14 protein-coding genes are annotated in these 17235 nt (G+C 71.1%); 9 read left to right on the forward strand and 5 right to left on the reverse strand.

The features are described from left to right. Positions 1–49: 49 nt before the first annotated feature. Positions 50–565 carry a hypothetical protein gene (locus tag ACFY1L_RS12435; protein WP_388822210.1) on the forward strand — a complete coding sequence of 172 codons (516 nt, stop codon included), beginning with the start codon at positions 50–52 and terminating at the stop codon, positions 563–565. A gap of 85 nt (positions 566–650) precedes the next feature. Here ACFY1L_RS12435 and ACFY1L_RS12440 read toward each other — a convergent pair whose 3' ends face one another. After that, on the reverse strand, positions 651–2303 hold the full coding sequence (locus ACFY1L_RS12440; RefSeq protein ID WP_388822211.1) for a M4 family metallopeptidase: 1653 nt from the start codon (positions 2301–2303) through the stop codon (positions 651–653). A 143-nt stretch (positions 2304–2446) separates the two neighbouring features. On the opposite strand from ACFY1L_RS12440, the gene ACFY1L_RS12445 reads away from it, so the two are divergent. Beyond that, positions 2447–2866 (forward strand): gamma-glutamylcyclotransferase family protein, encoded by a 420-nt coding sequence (locus ACFY1L_RS12445; RefSeq protein ID WP_388822214.1) that lies wholly within the window; start codon positions 2447–2449, stop codon positions 2864–2866. Between the two features lie 62 nt (positions 2867–2928). On the opposite strand, the gene ACFY1L_RS12450 is transcribed toward ACFY1L_RS12445, so the two are convergent. Continuing rightward, positions 2929–5103, reverse strand: coding sequence for a molybdopterin oxidoreductase family protein (locus ACFY1L_RS12450; RefSeq protein ID WP_388822217.1), 2175 nt, complete (start codon positions 5101–5103; stop codon positions 2929–2931). 370 nt (positions 5104–5473) lie between these two features. Here ACFY1L_RS12450 and ACFY1L_RS12455 point away from each other — a divergent pair, with 370 nt between their 5' ends. Genes ACFY1L_RS12455 through ACFY1L_RS12465 form a run of 3 tightly spaced genes read left to right on the forward strand, consistent with a single transcriptional unit; the run spans position 5474 to position 9030 of the window. Continuing rightward, a complete protein-coding gene (locus ACFY1L_RS12455; protein ID WP_388822220.1) occupies positions 5474–6997 on the forward strand; it encodes an amino acid adenylation domain-containing protein in 1524 nt (507 codons plus the stop codon). Next, positions 6994–8241, forward strand: a complete 1248-nt coding sequence (locus ACFY1L_RS12460) for a hypothetical protein (RefSeq protein WP_388822222.1) — start codon at positions 6994–6996, stop codon at positions 8239–8241. The genes ACFY1L_RS12455 and ACFY1L_RS12460 overlap by 4 nt, the downstream gene beginning before the upstream one ends. A gap of 21 nt (positions 8242–8262) precedes the next feature. Continuing rightward, positions 8263–9030 (forward strand): enoyl-CoA hydratase-related protein, encoded by a 768-nt coding sequence (locus ACFY1L_RS12465; protein WP_388822224.1) that lies wholly within the window; start codon positions 8263–8265, stop codon positions 9028–9030. Here the strand turns inward: ACFY1L_RS12465 and ACFY1L_RS12470 are convergent. Beyond that, positions 9017–9706 carry a vancomycin high temperature exclusion protein gene (locus ACFY1L_RS12470; protein ID WP_388822227.1) on the reverse strand — a complete coding sequence of 230 codons (690 nt, stop codon included), beginning with the start codon at positions 9704–9706 and terminating at the stop codon, positions 9017–9019. The genes ACFY1L_RS12465 and ACFY1L_RS12470 overlap by 14 nt on opposite strands. 326 nt (positions 9707–10032) lie before the next feature. Here ACFY1L_RS12470 and ACFY1L_RS12475 point away from each other — a divergent pair, with 326 nt between their 5' ends. From ACFY1L_RS12475 to dnaG, 4 genes are all read left to right on the forward strand, one after another. Then, positions 10033–10878, forward strand: coding sequence for a sirohydrochlorin chelatase (locus tag ACFY1L_RS12475; protein ID WP_388822912.1), 846 nt, complete (start codon positions 10033–10035; stop codon positions 10876–10878). A gap of 61 nt (positions 10879–10939) precedes the next feature. Next, positions 10940–12193: a deoxyguanosinetriphosphate triphosphohydrolase gene (locus ACFY1L_RS12480; protein ID WP_388822230.1), complete on the forward strand. Its 1254-nt coding sequence runs from the start codon at positions 10940–10942 to the stop codon at positions 12191–12193. A 168-nt stretch (positions 12194–12361) separates the two neighbouring features. After that, positions 12362–13636 (forward strand): NAD(P)/FAD-dependent oxidoreductase, encoded by a 1275-nt coding sequence (locus ACFY1L_RS12485; protein ID WP_388822233.1) that lies wholly within the window; start codon positions 12362–12364, stop codon positions 13634–13636. Between the two features lie 38 nt (positions 13637–13674). After that, a complete protein-coding gene (dnaG, locus tag ACFY1L_RS12490) occupies positions 13675–15576 on the forward strand; it encodes a DNA primase (protein WP_388822236.1) in 1902 nt (633 codons plus the stop codon). Here the strand turns inward: dnaG and ACFY1L_RS12495 are convergent. Together ACFY1L_RS12495 and ACFY1L_RS12500 are read right to left on the reverse strand one after the other, a co-directional pair. Continuing rightward, the gene (locus ACFY1L_RS12495; protein ID WP_388822239.1) at positions 15547–16566 is read right to left on the reverse strand and encodes a nucleotidyl transferase AbiEii/AbiGii toxin family protein; all 1020 of its coding nucleotides are present in this window, start codon (positions 16564–16566) and stop codon (positions 15547–15549) included. The genes dnaG and ACFY1L_RS12495 overlap by 30 nt on opposite strands. Further along, complete coding sequence (locus ACFY1L_RS12500; RefSeq protein ID WP_388822241.1) at positions 16563–17228, reverse strand: hypothetical protein; 666 nt, start codon at positions 17226–17228, stop codon at positions 16563–16565. The genes ACFY1L_RS12495 and ACFY1L_RS12500 overlap by 4 nt, the downstream gene beginning before the upstream one ends. Positions 17229–17235 lie beyond the last annotated feature (7 nt).

Below are 17235 nucleotides of genomic sequence, written 5' to 3' on the forward strand. Positions count from 1 at the left end.
GGGATCGAAGCGGATCCCGATGGGCCCTGGGGTAGGTGAGGGCGTGCCCATGCGCATGCTGGAAACTGAGATTTCGCGCCATGACTGGAAGGCGACGGAGTGCGGCTGCACCAGGGCCGCGACGCATGTCCCGGAGGACTTCGTCTCCGCTCTGGGCGGCCCCCTTCCGGCTCGGATCGGCGAGGGCTGGGCGGACAATCACGTTTATATTCAGTCGAACCTCATGGAGCCCGCCCTCGCCACGGCGGCGATGCTTGTCGCTTCCCTCGCCGACCGTGACGTTCCGTTGGAATGGAGGCCGCACATTCTCGCTGTCCTCGATCAGCTCGTATGCGGGGAACAGGAGGACGTCGCCGAGCAGTGCAAGTGGGTTGTGCGAGGGTGCACGGAGATTCTCTTCGAGGAGATCGCGGCAGGCAGGTCCAAGATGGCGGCGGCCTGCGCCTTTGAACTGCTGCTCGAGTACCCGGACTTGTCGGGCAGGCTGCAGGTCTATCAGGTGCAAGCCCAGGAAAACCTCCCCGAGCGCCTGCACGCGAAGAATCTGGACCTGAATTCCCTTTAGCGCCGACAGGCCGGCTCCTCAGGAGCGCGCGGCCGCCTCGGTCTCCGATTACCGAGGCGGCCCTCCCGCAGACAGAGCAGTCAGGTCAGTTCACATTGACCGCACTCCACGCCGCCCCCACCGCGTTGTACTCAGTACTCCCCGCCCCGTACAGATCCTTCGCCGCGTTCAGCGTCGCCGTACGCGCGCCCGCGTAGTTCGTCGACGAGGTCATGTAGACCGTCAGTGCGCGGTACCAGATCTTGGCCAGCTTGTCCCGGCCGATCCCGGTGACCGTGGAGCCGTTGTACGTCGGCGAGTTGTAGCTGACACCGTTGATGGTCTTCGCTCCACTGCCCTCGGCCAGCAGGTACGCGAAGTGGTTCGCGACCCCCGAGGAGTAGTGGACGTCGAGGTTGCCGACCGAACTGCTCCAGTAGTCGGCCGAGTTGCCGTCCTTCGACGGCTTGTCCATGTACCGCAGCGCCTCCTGCCCGAAGCCGGAGCGCACGACCTTCTCGCCGATCAGGTAGTCGCCGGGGTCGGAGGGGTTGTCGGCGTAGAACTCCACCATCGTGCCGAGGATGTCGGACGTGGCCTCGTTCAGGCCGCCGGACTCGCCCGAGTACGTCAGAGCGGCCGTCTTCGAGGTGACGCCGTGCGTCATCTCGTGGCCGGCCACGTCCAGCGCCACCAGTGGGCCGAGGTTCGTCCCGTCACCGTCGCCGTACGTCATGCAGAAGCAACTGTCGTCCCAGAAGGCGTTGTTGTACTTGTTGCCGTAGTGGACGCGGTTGAACGAGCCCTTGCCGTCGTCCCCGATGCCGTTGCGGCCGAGGACGTTCTTGTAGAAGTCCCAGGTCATGTTCGTGCCGTACTGGGCGTCCACGGCTGCGGACGCGCGATCCGCCGTCGTGCCCGTCCCCCAGTGGTTGTCCGCGTCGGTGAACACCGTCGACGGGGCGCGGCTGACGCAGATGCTGGTCAGGAAGCACAGGTCCGTCTGGTTCGCCGCATCGCCCGTGTACGTGTTCCCGCGCGTCGGGTCCTTCAGCTGGTACGTCGACCCCGACAGCGTCGTCTCCAGCGGAACCGTCCCGCTGTACAGCGACTTGCCGTCGCCCGTCGCCGTCTCGATGTCGTCCCAGGCGTCGATCTGGCTGCCGGTGCGGGCGTCCGTGATGACGGTGCGGGAGACCGGGTTGCCGAGGGAGTCCTTGGCCGCGACGCTCGTCCGCCATGCCAGCTTCGGCGCTCCGTGCAGGGCGTCGACGATCAACTGCGGCCTGGCCGTCAGCTTCTTCAGTGTCTCGCCGAGGTTCACCGCCCGCAGCGCGTTCGCCGCGAGGTCGGCGGCCTTCGGCGCCGATATCAGGGGCGTGATCGAGGCGAGGGATATCTTCGTCCGGGTCGCCTTGTCCGCGCTGCGGTACGCCCCGTCCGGCGCCAGATGGACCACGAAGTCGCCGCCCAGGACCGGGAGTTGGTGGTAGGTGCGGTCGTAGCGGACGTGCTGCGTGCCGTCCTTGTCGACGATCACGTTCCGCACGCTGGTGCCCTCGGCGGAGGTCAGCCCGAGGCTCGCGGCGTGCTCCAGGAGCGCGGACGCCGCGTTCTCGATCGCCCCGACCCTGGTCGGCCTGTTGTCGGCGACGGCGGCGGGGGAGAGGGCGGTGGCCAGCAGGGTGGCGGCCGTGGCGGCGACGCCGGCGGTGGCGAGACGACGGGAACCTCGGACGTCGATCCGTATCCGACTCATCGATCTCCTCAAAAAGGCGCCAACGGGCGGCGCACGTGGGGGGAGGGGGGCGGCGCTGAATGTTGACCACGATTTAAGGGGCCATGACAGGCCGAGGTCCATAGCGCGTACGAGGAGGTATGTGAGGAGAGAGAATCGTTTTTGTGAGACTCCAGCTACCGTTCTTCGTCTACGGCACCCTCCTCCCCGGCGAGGTCAACCACGACCTCTTCCTGCGCGGGCGTACGCAGGCGGAGGAGCCGGGGCGGTTCAGTGGCGCGGTCCTGTACGACGGGCCCGGCTATCCGTACGCCGTGGAGGAGCGGGGCGGAGTGGTCTACGGCGAGCTCGTGACCGCGCTGCCGGACGAGTACGAGGAGCTGCTCGTCGCCCTCGACCGGCTGGAGGAGTACGCCCCCGGGGACCCGCGCAGCATCTACGAGCGCGTCGAGCGCGAGGTGGTGCGTGACGGCGAGGGCGCTACGACCGTGCGTGCCTGGGTGTACGTCGCCGCACCCACCGTCGCGGCCCACCTGCGCGCCCGCGGAAAGCTGATCGAGAGCGGGGACTGGCGGCTCAGGTGAGCCGTGGCAGTGGGCCGAGTCGTACGCACACGGCACCCTGCTCCCGAACGCCCGCTGATCACCTATGCCTTGACGGTCTCCAGGCGCACCGCGCACGCCTTGAACTCCGGCATCCGTGAGGTCGGGTCGAGGGCCGGGTTGGTGAGGGTGTTGGCGCGGCCCTCGCCGGGCCAGTGGAAGGGCATGAAGACGGTGTCCGGGCGGATCGCGGTCGTGATGCGGGCCGGTGCCACCGCCCGCCCGCGCCGGGAGACCACGGCCACGGGGTCGCCCTCCGCGGCTCCCAGGCGTGCCGCCAGCCGCGGGTGCAGTTCCACGAACGGGCCGGGCGCGGCGGCGTTCAGCTCGTCGACGCGGCGGGTCTGGGCGCCGGACTGGTACTGGGAGACGACCCGGCCGGTGGTGAGCAGCACCGGGTACTCCTCGTCCGGCTCCTCCGCGGACGGCCGGTGCGAGACGGGCGCGAAGCGGGCCCGGCCGTCCGGGGTGGCGAAACGGTCGAGGAAGAGGCGGGGCGTGCCGGGGTGGGCGGCGTCCGGGCGGCCGTCCTCGGCTGCCGGGTCGTCGTTCACCGCGGAGTCCTCGCCGAGTGCGTCCAGCGAGGCGTCCTCCCCGTCCTCCGTACCGTCGGTCTCCGCCGGGCACGGCCAGAACACGCCGTTCTCCTCCGCCAGCCTGCGGTAGGTGATCCCGGAGTAGTCCGCGAGTCCGCCCGCGCTCGCCCGGCGCAGCTCCTCGAAGACCTCCTCGGGGTCGGTCGGGAAGCCCTTCTCCACGCCGAGCCGGTCGGCCAGTTCGTGCATGACGTCCAGGTCGCTGCGGACGCCCTCGGGGGGCGTGATCGCGCGTCGCCGCAAAAGCACCCGGCCCTCGAGGTTGGTGGTCGTGCCGGTCTCCTCCGCCCACTGCGTCACCGGCAGCACGACATCCGCGAGGGCAGCCGTCTCCGACAGCACGACATCACAGACGGCAAGGAAATCAAGGGACTTGATGCGCTCCTCGATGTGCGCGGCATGCGGCGCGGACACCACCGGGTTGGAGCCCATCAGCAGCAGGGACTTGATGTCCCCACCGAGGGCGTCGAGGAGTTCGTAGGCACTCCTGCCCGGCCCCGGAAGGCTGTCCGGGTCCACGCCCCACACCTCGGCCACATGCCGCCGCGCCGCCGGGTCGTCCAGCTTGCGGTAGCCGGGCAACTGGTCGGCCTTCTGGCCGTGTTCGCGCCCGCCCTGTCCGTTGCCCTGCCCGGTCAGACAGCCGTACCCGGACAGCGGGCGGCCCGCCCGCCCGGTCGCCAGGCACAGGTTGATCCATGCGCCGACCGTGTCCGTGCCCTTGGACTGCTGCTCGGGCCCGCGGGCCGTCAGCACCATCGCGTTCTCGGGCTCGCAGAACAGCCGTACGGCTTCCCGCAGTTGGGGAACGGACACCCCCGTGATCCGTTCCACGTACTCCGGCCAGTGCGCCATCGCGGCCGCGCGTGCGTCCTCCCAGCCGGTCGTGCGCTCCTGGACGTACGCCTCGTCGACCCGCCCCTCGGCCACCACCAGGTGCAGCAGACCTAGCGCGAGCGCCAGGTCGGTGCCCGGCCGGGGCGCCAGGTGCAGATCGGCCTGCTCGGCGGTCTTCGTGCGGCGCGGATCGATGACGATCAGGGTGCCGCCGTTCTCGCGCAGCTCGTTGAAGAACCTCAGCGACGGCGGCATGGTCTCCGCGAGGTTCGATCCGACGAGGATCACGCAGCCCGTCTTCGGGATGTCCTCCAGCGGGAAGGGCAGCCCCCGGTCCAGGCCGAACGCCTTGGTGCCGGCCGCCGCGGCCGACGACATGCAGAACCGCCCGTTGTAGTCGATCTGCGAGGTGCCGAGCACCACCCGCGCGAACTTGCCGAGCGTGTACGCCTTCTCGTTCGTCAGGCCGCCCCCGCCGAAGACACCGACCGCGTCCGGCCCGTGTTCGCCGCGGGTGCGGAGCAGTGCCCCGGCGATCCGGTCCAGTGCCTCGTCCCAGGTGGCGGGCACCAGCGTGCCCTCGGAGCGCACCAACGGGGAGGTCAGGCGCACCCGGGACGAGAGCACGGCGGGCGCCGTACGGCCCTTGCCGCACAGTGCGCCCCGGTTCACCGGGAAGTCCGCGCGCTCGCTCACCTCGACCGTGCCGTCCGGTGCGGGCGTCAGGTTCATCCCGCACTGCAGGGCGCAGTACGGGCAGTGGGTGGGCGTCGCGGTGTTCTGCATGCCGTTCAGCGTGCTTCGGGCGTGTTACGTGCGGGTCGGTCCCCTGTTACACGGGCAAGACGGCGACCTCCTCGCCGCACCCCGGCCGAGGTGAGACACACGCGAAGGCCCACCTCCAGTCGCCGCCGGGCGTCACGGAAGTTGCCTCTGTTGTGAAAGACGCCACATGTGGCTCATTCCGCACCGTAATTGGCCGATCACGCATCGTTGAGAGTTGAAAGACCGGGACTACAGTCTGGCTTCGCGCAACGGATCCGCACGGCGCTCGCATCGCAAAACCCCGCACGGCGTTCGACATACCGGGCATGCCCGCCGCTCATCCCGGACCGGCAGCAAACCGTCTCGAAACAGCCAGGAGGGTCCCCCGATCATGCCCTTGCGCCACTTAACCCCCCGCGACCAGCACCTTTTCTGGCAATACGGCCGCGGCCCCACCGCCGGCCTCCCCGACCCGCTCGTCCACCGGGCCGTCGAACGGCAGGCCGCGGCCGCCCCGCACGCCGTCGCCGCCGAGCACCTGGGCGCGACGATCACCTACGGCGAGCTCGACCGGTACGCGGACGCGCTCGCCGCCCGTCTGGTCCGCGAGGGCGTACGACCCGGCGACCACGTCGGCCTCTTCGTACGCCGCTCGATCCCGATGCTCGTGGGCCTGCTCGGCATCCTGAAGGCGGGCGCCGCCTACGTCCCCCAGGACATCGGCCTCGCGCCCCCGGCCCAGCTCGGCCATGTGGTCCGCACCGCCCGCACCCGCGTCGTGCTCACCCTTGCGGACCACGCCTCCCGGGTGCCGCTGCCCGCCGGGCACCGCCTGATCGCCCTCGACGCCGAGCCCCTCCCGCGCACCCCCGGCCCCCGACCGGACGTCCGCCCCGACGACGGCTGCTACGTCCTGTTCACCTCCGGCACCACCGGCCGGCCCAACGGCGTCAAGGTCACCCACCGCAACGTCGCCAACATCCTCCTCACCGAACCCGGCTCCCTCGGTATCCGCCCCGGCGACCGTGTGCCCCAACTCCTCAACATCGCCTTCGACATGGCCGCCTGGGAGATCCTCGGCTGCCTCTCCTACGGCGGCACCCTCGTCATCCGCGGCAAGGACGTCGCGGCCGCGGCCCGCACGGCGGACGTGATCGTCGCCACCCCGACCGTCCTGTCCGGCATCGACCCCGCCGCCTGCCCGCACGTCCGCACGGTCGCCGTCGCGGGGGAGCCCTGCCCGCGCCCGCTCGCCGACCGCTGGGCGGCACGGGCCGCCTTCTTCAACTGCTGCGGCCCGACAGAGACGACGATCGTCAACACGATGCGCCGCCACGACCCGGCCGCCCCGCTCCTCACCATCGGCCGCCCGACCCCCAACAACACGGTGTACGTCCTCGACGCGGACCGCCGTGCGCTGCCCATCGGCGAGGTCGGCGAGATGTGGGCGGGCGGCGCCTGTGTCTCGGCCGGGTACCTCGCCAACGACCGCCTGAACGCCGAGCGTTACGCCCCCGATCCCTTCCTCGGCCCCGGCCACCGCATGTTCCGCACCCGTGACCTCGGCCGCTGGACCCCCGACGGCGAACTCGAGCACCTAGGCCGCACCGACGACCAGGTCAAGGTCCGCGGCTTCCGCGTCGAACTCGACTCCGTCTCCTCGGTGTTGGAGTCGGTCGCCGGTTGCGTGCGCGCGGTGACCCTGAAGCGGGACGCCCGCAGCCTCGTCTCCTTCGTCTGCCCGGCCGACGTCGACGCGGACGCGGCCCGCCGCGCGGTGGCGGACGTACTGCCGTACTACTGCGTCCCGTCGGAGATCCTGCCGCTCGCCTTCCTCCCCGAGACGGACCGCGGCAAGATCGACAAACCGGCGCTGCTACGGCTGGCCGAGGAGCGCACGGCGGTGGCCCGATGACGACCTCGCTGGACCGGGAGACCGCCGAACTCCCGCCGCTCACCTCGGCCGCCCGACGGTTCCTCAAGCACCCGCGGCTGATGCACCACAACCGGCTGGCCGGGCTGGTCCTGATGGTCAACGTGACCTACGCGGCGACGAGTCGGCCGCTGTCCACGGCGTCCCTCGCGCACGCGTCCCTCGCCAACCTCGCCCTCGCCGTCCTCGTCCGCCAGCAGTACGTCATCAACCTCCTCTTCCGGCTGGCGACCCGGGCCCCGACGACCTGGCCACTCAAGGTCCGCTGGACGCTCGGCAAGGTGTACCACTTCGGCGGGCTGCACGTGGGCGGGGCGCTGGCGGGGACGGGCTGGTTCCTGGCACTGGTGGCGACGGAGCCCAACGGGCCGTCGGCGGCGGTGGGTTGGTCCCTCGTGGCTCTCCTGGCCGTCATCGTCGCCACTGCCCTGCCGCCCTTCCGCTCCCGCCACCACGACCACTTCGAGAAGATCCACCGCTTCGGCGGCTGGACGGCCCTGGCCCTGTTCTGGGCGCACACCCTGCTGTCCGGAGCCGGCCCCGTCTCCGTGACCGTCCTCGCGGTCGTCACGTTCAGCGTCGCGCTGCCCTGGCTGCGGCTGCGCAAGGTCGCCGTCCGCCTCGAACGCCCCTCCCGGCACGTGGTGTTGGCCCGCTTCGACCACGGCGAGACCCCCTTCGCGGGCTCCTCGACCGCGATCAGCCGCAGCCCGCTCAGGGAATGGCACTCCTTCGCCAACGTCCCGGCCCCGGGCGAGCCCGGCTTCCGGCTCACCATCTCCCGGGCCGGCGACTGGACGGGCTCCTTCATCGACGACCTGCCGGAACGCGTGTGGGTCAAGGGCATCACCACGGCCGGGGTCGCCAACATCGAGACCCTGTTCACGAAGGTCGTATACGTGGCCACGGGCAGCGGCATCGGCCCCTGCCTGCCCCATCTGCTCGCCGCCGAGGTCCCCTCCCGCCTGGTCTGGGCGACCCGCGACCCGCGTGCGACCTACGGCGACGCCCTCGTCGACGAGATCCTCGCCGTCCAGCCGCACGCCCGGATCTGGAACACCTCCCGCGACGGCAAGCCCGACATGGTGCGGCTCGCGTACGCCGCCTACCGCGACTTCGGTGCCGAGGCGGTGATCTGCATCTCCAACAAGAAGCTGACCTGGCAGGTGGTGCACGGCCTGGAACGGCGCGGGATTCCGGCGTACGGCGCGATCTGGGACTCGTAACTCATCGCATCGGAGGGGAAGATGAACAACCTGAAAGCCGAACGCCACGGCGGTGTGGTGACCGTCCGGCTGCACCGCCCGCACGTGCTGAATGCCCTGAGCTCGGAGCTTCTGCAGGAACTCCTCGATTTCCTCCGCCCGTTGGACGAGGACCCCGAGGTCGGCTGCTTCGTCGTCATCGGTTCGGAGAAGGTGTTCGCGGCGGGCGCCGACATCAAGGAGATGGCGCCGAAGTCGGCCGTCGACATGGCGGCCGAGGACTACTTCGCCGCCTGGGAGGACTTCGCCGACCTGCGCACCCCGAAGATCGCCGCCGTCAACGGGCCTGCCCTGGGCGGCGGTTGCGAGCTGGCCATGATGTGCGACCTGGTGATCGCGGGGGAGTCGGCGGTCTTCGGACAGCCGGAGATCAAGCTGGGCGTGATCCCCGGCATCGGCGGCACCCAGCGCCTGACCCGCCTGGTCGGCCGGGCCAAGGCGATGGACCTGGTCCTCACCGGCCGCACGATGGACGCGAGGGAGGCGGAGTCCTGCGGGCTGGTCTCCCGGGTCGTGCCGGACGACCGCGTCCTCCCCGAGGCTCTCGAAGCCGCCGCCACTATCGCCACGTACGGCCGCACCGCCGTCCGTGCCGCCCGAGAGTGCGTCGACCGGGCGCTGGAGACCGGCCTCAGGGACGGCATCCGCTTCGAACGCCGGGTGTTCCACGCCCTGTTCGCGACCGACGACCAGAAGGAGGGCATGACCGCGTTCCTGGAGAAACGCGCACCCCGTTTCACCGGGCGCTAGCCAGTGCCCTGGTCACCCCCGGTTCCTTCGGCCCGAGGAACCGGTGGTCCGGGTGGAACACCGCGTCCAGGGCCGCCTTGCCCGCCGCGAAGATCTCGCGCGTGCCGCCGTAGTACCAGGTCACGTCGTGCTTGGCGTCGACCCCGACGCCGTACGACTCGACGCCCGCCGCCTGGCACAGGGCGACCGCGCGCCGGATGTGGAAGCCCTGGCTGATCAGCACCGCCCGGTCCACACCGAAGATCTTCTTGGCGCGGACGCAGGAGTCCCAGGTGTCGAAGCCGGCGTAGTCGCTGACGATCCGCGAGTCCGGCACCCCGTGCTTCTTCAGATAGGTCCGCATGGCGTCCGGCTCGTCGTAGTCCTTGCGGCTGTTGTCGCCGGTGACGAGGACGACCTCGATACGGCCCTCGCGGTACAGCTCGGCCGCCGCCTTCAGGCGGTTCGCGAGGTACGGGGACGGCTCGCCGTTCCACAGGCCCGCGCCGAAGACGACGGCGACCTCGGTGCGGGGCGCGTCGGCGGTCGTCCGCAGCCGGTCGGCCGTGGAGACGTACAGCCAGGTCACCGGAAGCAGCGCCACCACGCACCCGGCCATCACCACCTGCACCAGCCTCCGCCACCCGGCACGCGTGCGTGGCAGGCGCGGTCTGCGCGGCAGCTTGGGTCGGCGCATCGGACGGTCCCCCCTCTTCGGCCCTGTCTCCGGGCCCTCCTTTTCGACAGTCAGAGACGTCCTGTCAGCCCGACCGGTTCGTCGCACGATACGTGACGAGCTTCACTCCGTACGACGAAACCGCAGGTCACGCCACCTCACAGACCCCGCACACCCCACCGTGAACCGCCGGAAAACACCCGTCATTCTCATGCAACGGGGCGGCAACCTCCCGCCGCCACCATCGGTCCATGACGGCGTCGAACCCTCCTCGCGACGAGTCCACGACCAAGCCCGGTGCGGTGCTGCCGCTCCCGGCGGCCCACCTCGACAGTACGGCGCACCTCATGAACCAGATCGGCAGCCAGCTCGCCAGCCAGCTCAGCCTCGTCTCCCTCAACGGCAGACGACGCCCGGGCCCGCCCGCGCTGGTCGTCGTGGCGCACGGCAGCCGCGACCCGCGTGCGCTGAGCACCGTCCGCGCGCTCCTGGACCGCATCCGCGAGCAGCGCCCCGGCCTGCCGGTCCACCTGGGTCACATCGAACTGAACGAACCCCTCCTGCCCGACACCCTCGCCGCCCTCGGCACCGCGGAGGCGGTCCTCGTCCCCCTCCTCCTCAGCCGCGGCTACCACATCAAGCGCGACATCCCCGAGATGGCGGCCGAGTCGGACGTACGCGCGCGCGTGGCCGGCGCACTCGGCCCGCACCCGCTGCTCGTGGACGCCCTCCACGCCCGCCTCGTCGAGGCCGGCTGGCGCACGGGCATGGACGAGGCCACCCGCCGCAGGAGCGCCGTCGTCCTCGCCGCCGCGGGCTCCCGCGACCCGGAGTCGAAGGTCGACACCAACCGCACGGCCCAACTCCTGGCCGAGCGCCTGGGCGTCCCCGTGGTCCCCGCCTACGCCACCACCGCCGCCCCGACGGTCCCGGACGCAATCCAGGCCCTGGCCTCCCGAGGCCGCGACCGAGTAGCCGTGGCCTCGTACTTCACGGCCCCCGGCCGCTTCGCAACGGAGTCCGCGGAGGCGGCCCCCTGGATCGCCTCGGCCCCCCTGGGCACGCACCCGGCGATGGCAAGCCTGGTACTGCACCGCTACGACCAGGCATTGGCAACGCCGGTGCAGGGTCACGCCGTCAGGGGCGCGGGGAACCGCGCGACCAGCCCCACACAACCCGCACTCGCCGTATGACAGAACCCGGCAGACGACCCGGCGCACCCCATTTGTCACTGCCTGCGCTTACTGTCGACTCATGCCGTACGACTCGCAGTCAACTGAGCGCTGGGCTCCCGAGCCCGACAAACGCCCCGGCCGCACCGCCTTCCAACGAGACCGGGCACGCATCCTGCACTCCTCGGCGCTCAGAAGGCTCGCCGGCAAGACCCAGGTGGTCACCCCGGGAACCCGCAGCCAGGTGTGGGACGCCAGCCCCCGCACCCGCCTCACCCACTCCCTGGAGTGCGCCCAGGTAGGCCGCGAACTCGGCGCAGCCCTCGGCTGCGACCCCGACCTGGTGGAGGCCGCCTGCCTCTCCCACGACCTCGGCCACCCACCCTTCGGCCACAACGGCGAACAGGCCCTGAACGAGTTCGCCGAGGACTGCGGCGGCTTCGAGGGCAACGCCCAGTCCCTGCGCCTCCTCACCCGCATCGAGCCCAAACGGTTCACCCCGGAGGGCTCCGTCGGCCTCAACCTCACCCGCGCCGCCCTCGACGCCGCCACCAAGTACCCCTGGCCGAGAGGCGCCCACCCCACCGCCCCGGCCTCCCCCAAGTTCGGCGTCTACGAGGACGACCGCCCGGTCTTCGACTGGGTCCGCAAGGAGGCCCCGGGCACCCGCACCACCTTCGAGGCCCAGGTCATGGACTGGTCCGACGACGTGGCGTACTCGGTGCACGACGTCGAGGACGGCCTGCACGCCGGCCACATCGACCCGGGCAGCCTGCACGCGGAGCCCGAGCGGCAGGCGGTCTTCGCGGTTGCCGTCGGTCGCTACGTCCCCGCGGACACCGACCCCGCGGAACTCGCCGCCGCCCTCGACCGCCTCCAGGACCAGGAGTGGTGGCCGCACGGCTACGACGGCACCGCCGTCGCCCAGGCCCGCCTCAAGGACGCCACCAGCCAGCTCATCGGCCGCTTCTGCACCGCCGCCGAGACCGCCACCCGTGCGGCGTACGGCACCGGCCGCCTCACCCGATACGGCGCCGAACTCGTCGTACCGCACGAGACCCGTCTGGAGTGCGCGGTCCTCAAGGCGGTCGCCGACCGGTACGTCATGCAGCGCGCCGAGCAGGAGCGGCTCCGTGCCGACCAGCGGATCGTGGTGGCCGAACTGGCACAGGCGCTCACCGCGCGTGCACCCTTCGGCCTGGACCCGCAGTTCCGCGCGCTGTTCGACCAGGCAGGCGACGACCGCGCCCGCAAGCGCGTGATCGTCGACCAGATCGCCTCGCTCACCGACGCCTCGGCCCGTTCGCTTCACGCGCGTCTGACGGGGCATCCGTGAGACCGACGGGACGAGGGTGACGTGGAACAAGCCCGAAGGTGACCCTCCGTGGCCTGATCGGGCCACTCCCTCTTCCCCCATCACGCTCCGTGCGGGACGCTCGCATGTGGCGGCACCCGCAGTGTTTTCTGTGGGGACACCCCCCAGACCCCCCGTAGGAGGCATCAAGTGGTCGACGCGGATCAGACATTCGTCATCGTCGGAGGCGGCCTCGCCGGCGCGAAGGCGGCCGAGACGCTCCGAGCGGAGGGCTTCAGCGGCCGCGTGATACTGATCTGCGACGAACGCGACCACCCGTACGAGCGCCCTCCCCTCTCCAAGGGCTATCTGCTGGGCAAGGAGGAGCGCGACAGCGTCTTCGTCCACGAGCCCGCCTGGTACGCGCAGAACGACATCGAGCTGCACCTCGGCGAGACCGTCGACGCCATCGACCGTACGGCGAAGACGGTCCGCTTCGGTGAGGACGGCACGCTCGTCCGTTACGACAAGCTCCTGCTGGCGACGGGCGCCGAGCCGCGCCGCCTGGACATCCCCGGGACCGACCTCGCGGGCGTCCACCATCTGCGCCGCCTCGCCCACGCCGAGCGGCTGAAGCACGTCCTCGCCGCGCTCGGCCGGGACAACGGCCACATCGTGATCGCGGGCGCCGGCTGGATCGGTCTGGAGGTCGCGGCGGCGGCCCGCGAGTACGGCGCCGAGGTCACCGTCGTCGAGCCGCTCGCGACCCCGCTGCACGCGGTCCTCGGTCCCGAGCTCGGCAGCCTCTTCGGCGACCTGCACCGCGAGCACGGCGTCCGCTTCCACTTCGGCGCCAGGCTCACCGAGATCGTCGGCCAGGACGGCATGGTCCTGGCCGCCCGCACCGACGACGGCGAGGAACACCCCGCGCACGACGTCCTCGCGGCGATCGGCGCGGCCCCCCGCATCGGCCTCGCGGAGGCGGCGGGCCTGGAGATCGCCGAACGGTCGCACGGCGGCGGGGTGATGGTCGACGAGCGGCTGCGCACCTCCGACCCCGACATCTTCGCGGCCGGCGACGTCGCGTCCTTCCCGCACGCCCTCTTCGACACCCACCTGCGCGTCGAGCACTGGGCCAACGCACTCAACGGCGGCCCCGCGGCGGCCCGCGCGATGCTCGGCCGCGACCTCACCTACGACCGTGTGCCCTACTTCTTCTCCGACCAGTACGACCTGGGGATGGAGTACAGCGGGTGGGCGCCCCCCGGCTCGTACGACGAAGTGGTGATTCGAGGGGACGCCGGAAAGCGTGAGTTCATCGCGTTCTGGGTGAAGCAGGGCCGGGTGCTGGCCGGGATGAACGTGAACGTGTGGGACGTCACAGAGCCGATCCAGAAGCTGATCCGATCGCAGGCACGGGTGGACACGGAGGCCCTTGCGGACCCGCACGTTCCGCTGGACAGCCTGGGGAGCGGGGCTTCCTGAGCGTCACTGCTGTCAGTCCGTCCCCGTAGAATTCACGCGTGGCAGGACGGATCAACGACGAGGACGTGAAGGCGGTACGGGACGCGGTCCCGATCGACGCCGTGGTGTCCGAGTACCTCCAGCTGCGGAACGCGGGCGGGGGCAACCTCAAGGGCCTGTGCCCGTTCCACGACGAGAAGTCGCCGTCCTTCCAGGTCAGTCCGAGCAAGGGACTCTTCCACTGCTTCGGCTGCCAGGAGGGCGGCGACACCATCACGTTCGTGATGAAGGTCGACCACCTCACCTTCTCCGAGGCGGTCGAGCGCCTGGCCGGCCAGGCCGGCATCACCCTGCGCTACGAGGAGGGCGGCTACAACCCCGCCCACCAGCGCGGCGAGCGCATCCGCCTGGTCGAGGCCCACAAGATCGCCGCCGACTGGTACATGGAACAGCTGGCCACCAGCGCCGAGGCCGACACCGGCCGCAAGTTCCTGGCCGAGCGCGGCTTCGACCAGTCCGCCGCCGAGCACTTCTCCGTCGGCTACAGCCCCCAGGGCTGGGACCACCTCACCCGCTACCTGCGCGGCAAGGGCTTCACCGACAAGGAGCTCCTCCTCTCCGGCCTCTCCCAGGAGGGCCGCCGCGGTCCCATCGACCGCTTCCGTGGCCGTCTGATGTGGCCGATCCGCGACATCGGCGGCGACGTCGTCGGCTTCGGCGCCCGCAAGCTCTACGAGGCGGACAACGGCCCCAAGTACCTCAACACCCCCGACACGGCGATCTACCGGAAGTCCCAGGTCCTGTACGGCATCGACCTCGCGAAGAAGGACATCGCGAAGGCGTCCCGCGCGGTCGTCGTCGAGGGCTACACGGACGTGATGGCCTGCCACCTGGCCGGTGTCACGACCGCGATCGCGACCTGCGGCACGGCCTTCGGCGGCGACCACATCAAGATCCTCCGGCGGCTGCTGATGGACAACGGCAGCGCGCGCGTGATCTTCACCTTCGACGGCGACGCGGCCGGCCAGAAGGCGGCCCTGCGCGCCTTCGAGGACGACCAGAAGTTCGCCGCCGAGACCTACATCGCGATCGCGCCGGACGGCATGGACCCCTGCGAACTCCGCCTGGCGAAGGGCGACGAGGCGGTGTCCGACCTGGTCGAACCCCGCACGCCCCTCTTCGAGTTCGCCCTCCGCCAGATCGTCGTCCGCTACGACCTCGACACCCCCGCGGGCCGAGCCGCCGCCCTGGACGAGGCGGCCCCCATCGTCGCCCGCATCAAGAACAGCGGTGCCCAGCACGAGGTCGCCGTCCAGCTCGCGGGCATGCTGGGCATCCTGGACACACAGTTCGTGGTCAAGCGCGTTGCCCAGCTGGCCCGTTGGGCGCGCGACCGCGGTGGCAAGGGTCCGGCCCCGGCCCGAGGCTCCCAGCCGTACGACGCCACACCCCGCCCCTCCGGCCCGTCCGGCCCGGCGCTCAACCTCCGCAACCCCGTCTACGCCACCGAGCGTGAACTGCTCAAACTCGCCCTCCAGCGCCCCGAGTTGGTCTCCCCGGCCTTCGACGCCTACGGCCTGGACGAATTCACCGCCGCACCCTACGCCGCCGTACGCCAGGCGGTCATGGAGGCGGGCGGCGCGGAGTACGGCGTCCAGGACGCACAGGACTACCTGGTCCGCGTCCGCGAGGCCGCCCCGGACGACGGGGTCCGCGCGATGGTCACGGAACTGGCCGTCGAGGCGATCATGCGCCGCACGGTCGACGAGAACTACGCGGGCGAGCAGCTCGTCACCGTCCGCCGCCGCGCCGTGGAACGCCGCATCCGCGACATCCAGTCCCAGATGACCCGCCTCTCCGCGGGCGGCGACCCGGCCCAGCTGGCCGCCGTACAGAACGAGTTGTGGGTGCTCCAGCAGTACGACCAGGCGCTACGGGAGCACGGGGCCGGCGCCCTCTGAGCGTCCGGCGAAGGTCGGCGCCACGGCCTGCACCAACCGCTCCGCGTACTCCCGCTCCTTGCCGCCGAACTGCGGATACTCGTCGGCGAAGTGGTTCCACTCGACGTGGATGAGCGCCTCCACCAGGTCCTCCGGGAGGAGGTTCTCGCGGTAGGAGTTCGGCCATTCGTCCGCCAGGCGGAACACCTCGTGCAGCAGCTCGTAGGAGAGCGGGTACCGCTCGGCCAGGAGCACGGCGTCGTACAGGTCCTTGCCCTGTGCGTACATGTCGCAGGTGATCCACAACACCTTCCAGGCGAGCGAGAGTTCGGGCGTCGCGGCCCGCACGATCGCCCCGCCCGGCAGCCGTACCGGCTCCGGCTCGGCGGGAAGCCGCTCGTTGAAGACGAAGTCGAGCTGGACGTGCCCGCCGGGCAGCCCGGGCGCGGACCAGGGCAGCACCATGCGGCGGCCGGGCACCCGCTCGTAGGTCCAGATGTCCTCCACCGCCGAGCCCTCCACCGAGACGACGACACCCGATCCGCTCTCCTCGGACCGCGCCTCGGCGGCCCGCGCGATCCCGTCGAGCATCCCGCGACTGGGCCCGTCGTCGATGTTCCATGTGTGAGGTACGACAACGAAGTCCAGGTCACCGGGCTCGCGGGCGGCCCCGCCGAACCACGCCGACATCAGCATGCTGCCGCGCAGCACCAGTGCGTCGACCCACTCGGAGCCGCCGATCGCGGCGAGGACAAGCTCCAGGGCCCGGCGCCGGGCCGCGCGCCACGCCTCGCCCTTCGCGGGGTCGGCGAACCTGGGGTCGGCGGCGCGGTAGGCGTTCGGGTACTGCTTCATGGCCGGGTCGAAGATCAGACGCTGTGCCACCTCCTCGCCCGGCACGGTCCGCAGCGTGCGCGGGAGTCGCTGGCCCAGGCGCGCCCGGTCGTCCAGCTCCTCGCGCGGCGACTCGCCGCCCGACCAGTTCCAGTCCTGCCACGACGGCCCGGTCATCCCCGCACCCCCTGCATGCCCACCGTCTCCTCGATCCACCCGTCATCCACCGACACATCACTGTCGTGAAGCACGAACTCCCGCTCCACACCCACCACTTCGAACCCGGCCAGCTCCGTCAGCAGAGCGTCCAGCGCCCGCCCCGCCCCCTCGGCGTCCACCCCGCGGCACCGCTGGGTCACGAACCGCTCGTGTCGCCCGCCGTCCCGCACCCGCCGCGCGTTCCACGACACATGCGCGCCGTGCCGTACGACCCGTGCCGTCAGGTCGGCCAGGTCGGTCTCCGCGCCGAGCCGCAGCTTCAGGTGGTGCTCGAAGTACCGCTCGCCGTCGCACGGCCGACGCGGCACCTCCGGGGCCCACGGCGTCGACTCGATCTTCACCCGCACCGGCTCGAAGCCGTCCGCCCGCAACCGCGCCAGCACTTCGCGCGCCCGATCCGATTCGGCGGCGTAGGACCGGGCACCCGAAAGGGTGAGCATCGGCTGGTCGCGCATCCGACCCCGGGCCAGCACGATGTGCGTCAGCTTGAGACCCGCGGCGGCCGCCCACCGGCGCAGCCGCTCCGACTCGGTTGCGCCGACACAGCGAACCGTCACATGGGTTTCGTACAAGGATGCGGACACGCGGGGATCGTGCCAGATCAGGGCGGGCACAGGCATCCAGGTT

Origin of the sequence: Streptomyces sp. NPDC001663 (assembly GCF_042893105.1) — a bacterium.
Taxonomy (GTDB): domain Bacteria; phylum Actinomycetota; class Actinomycetes; order Streptomycetales; family Streptomycetaceae; genus Streptomyces.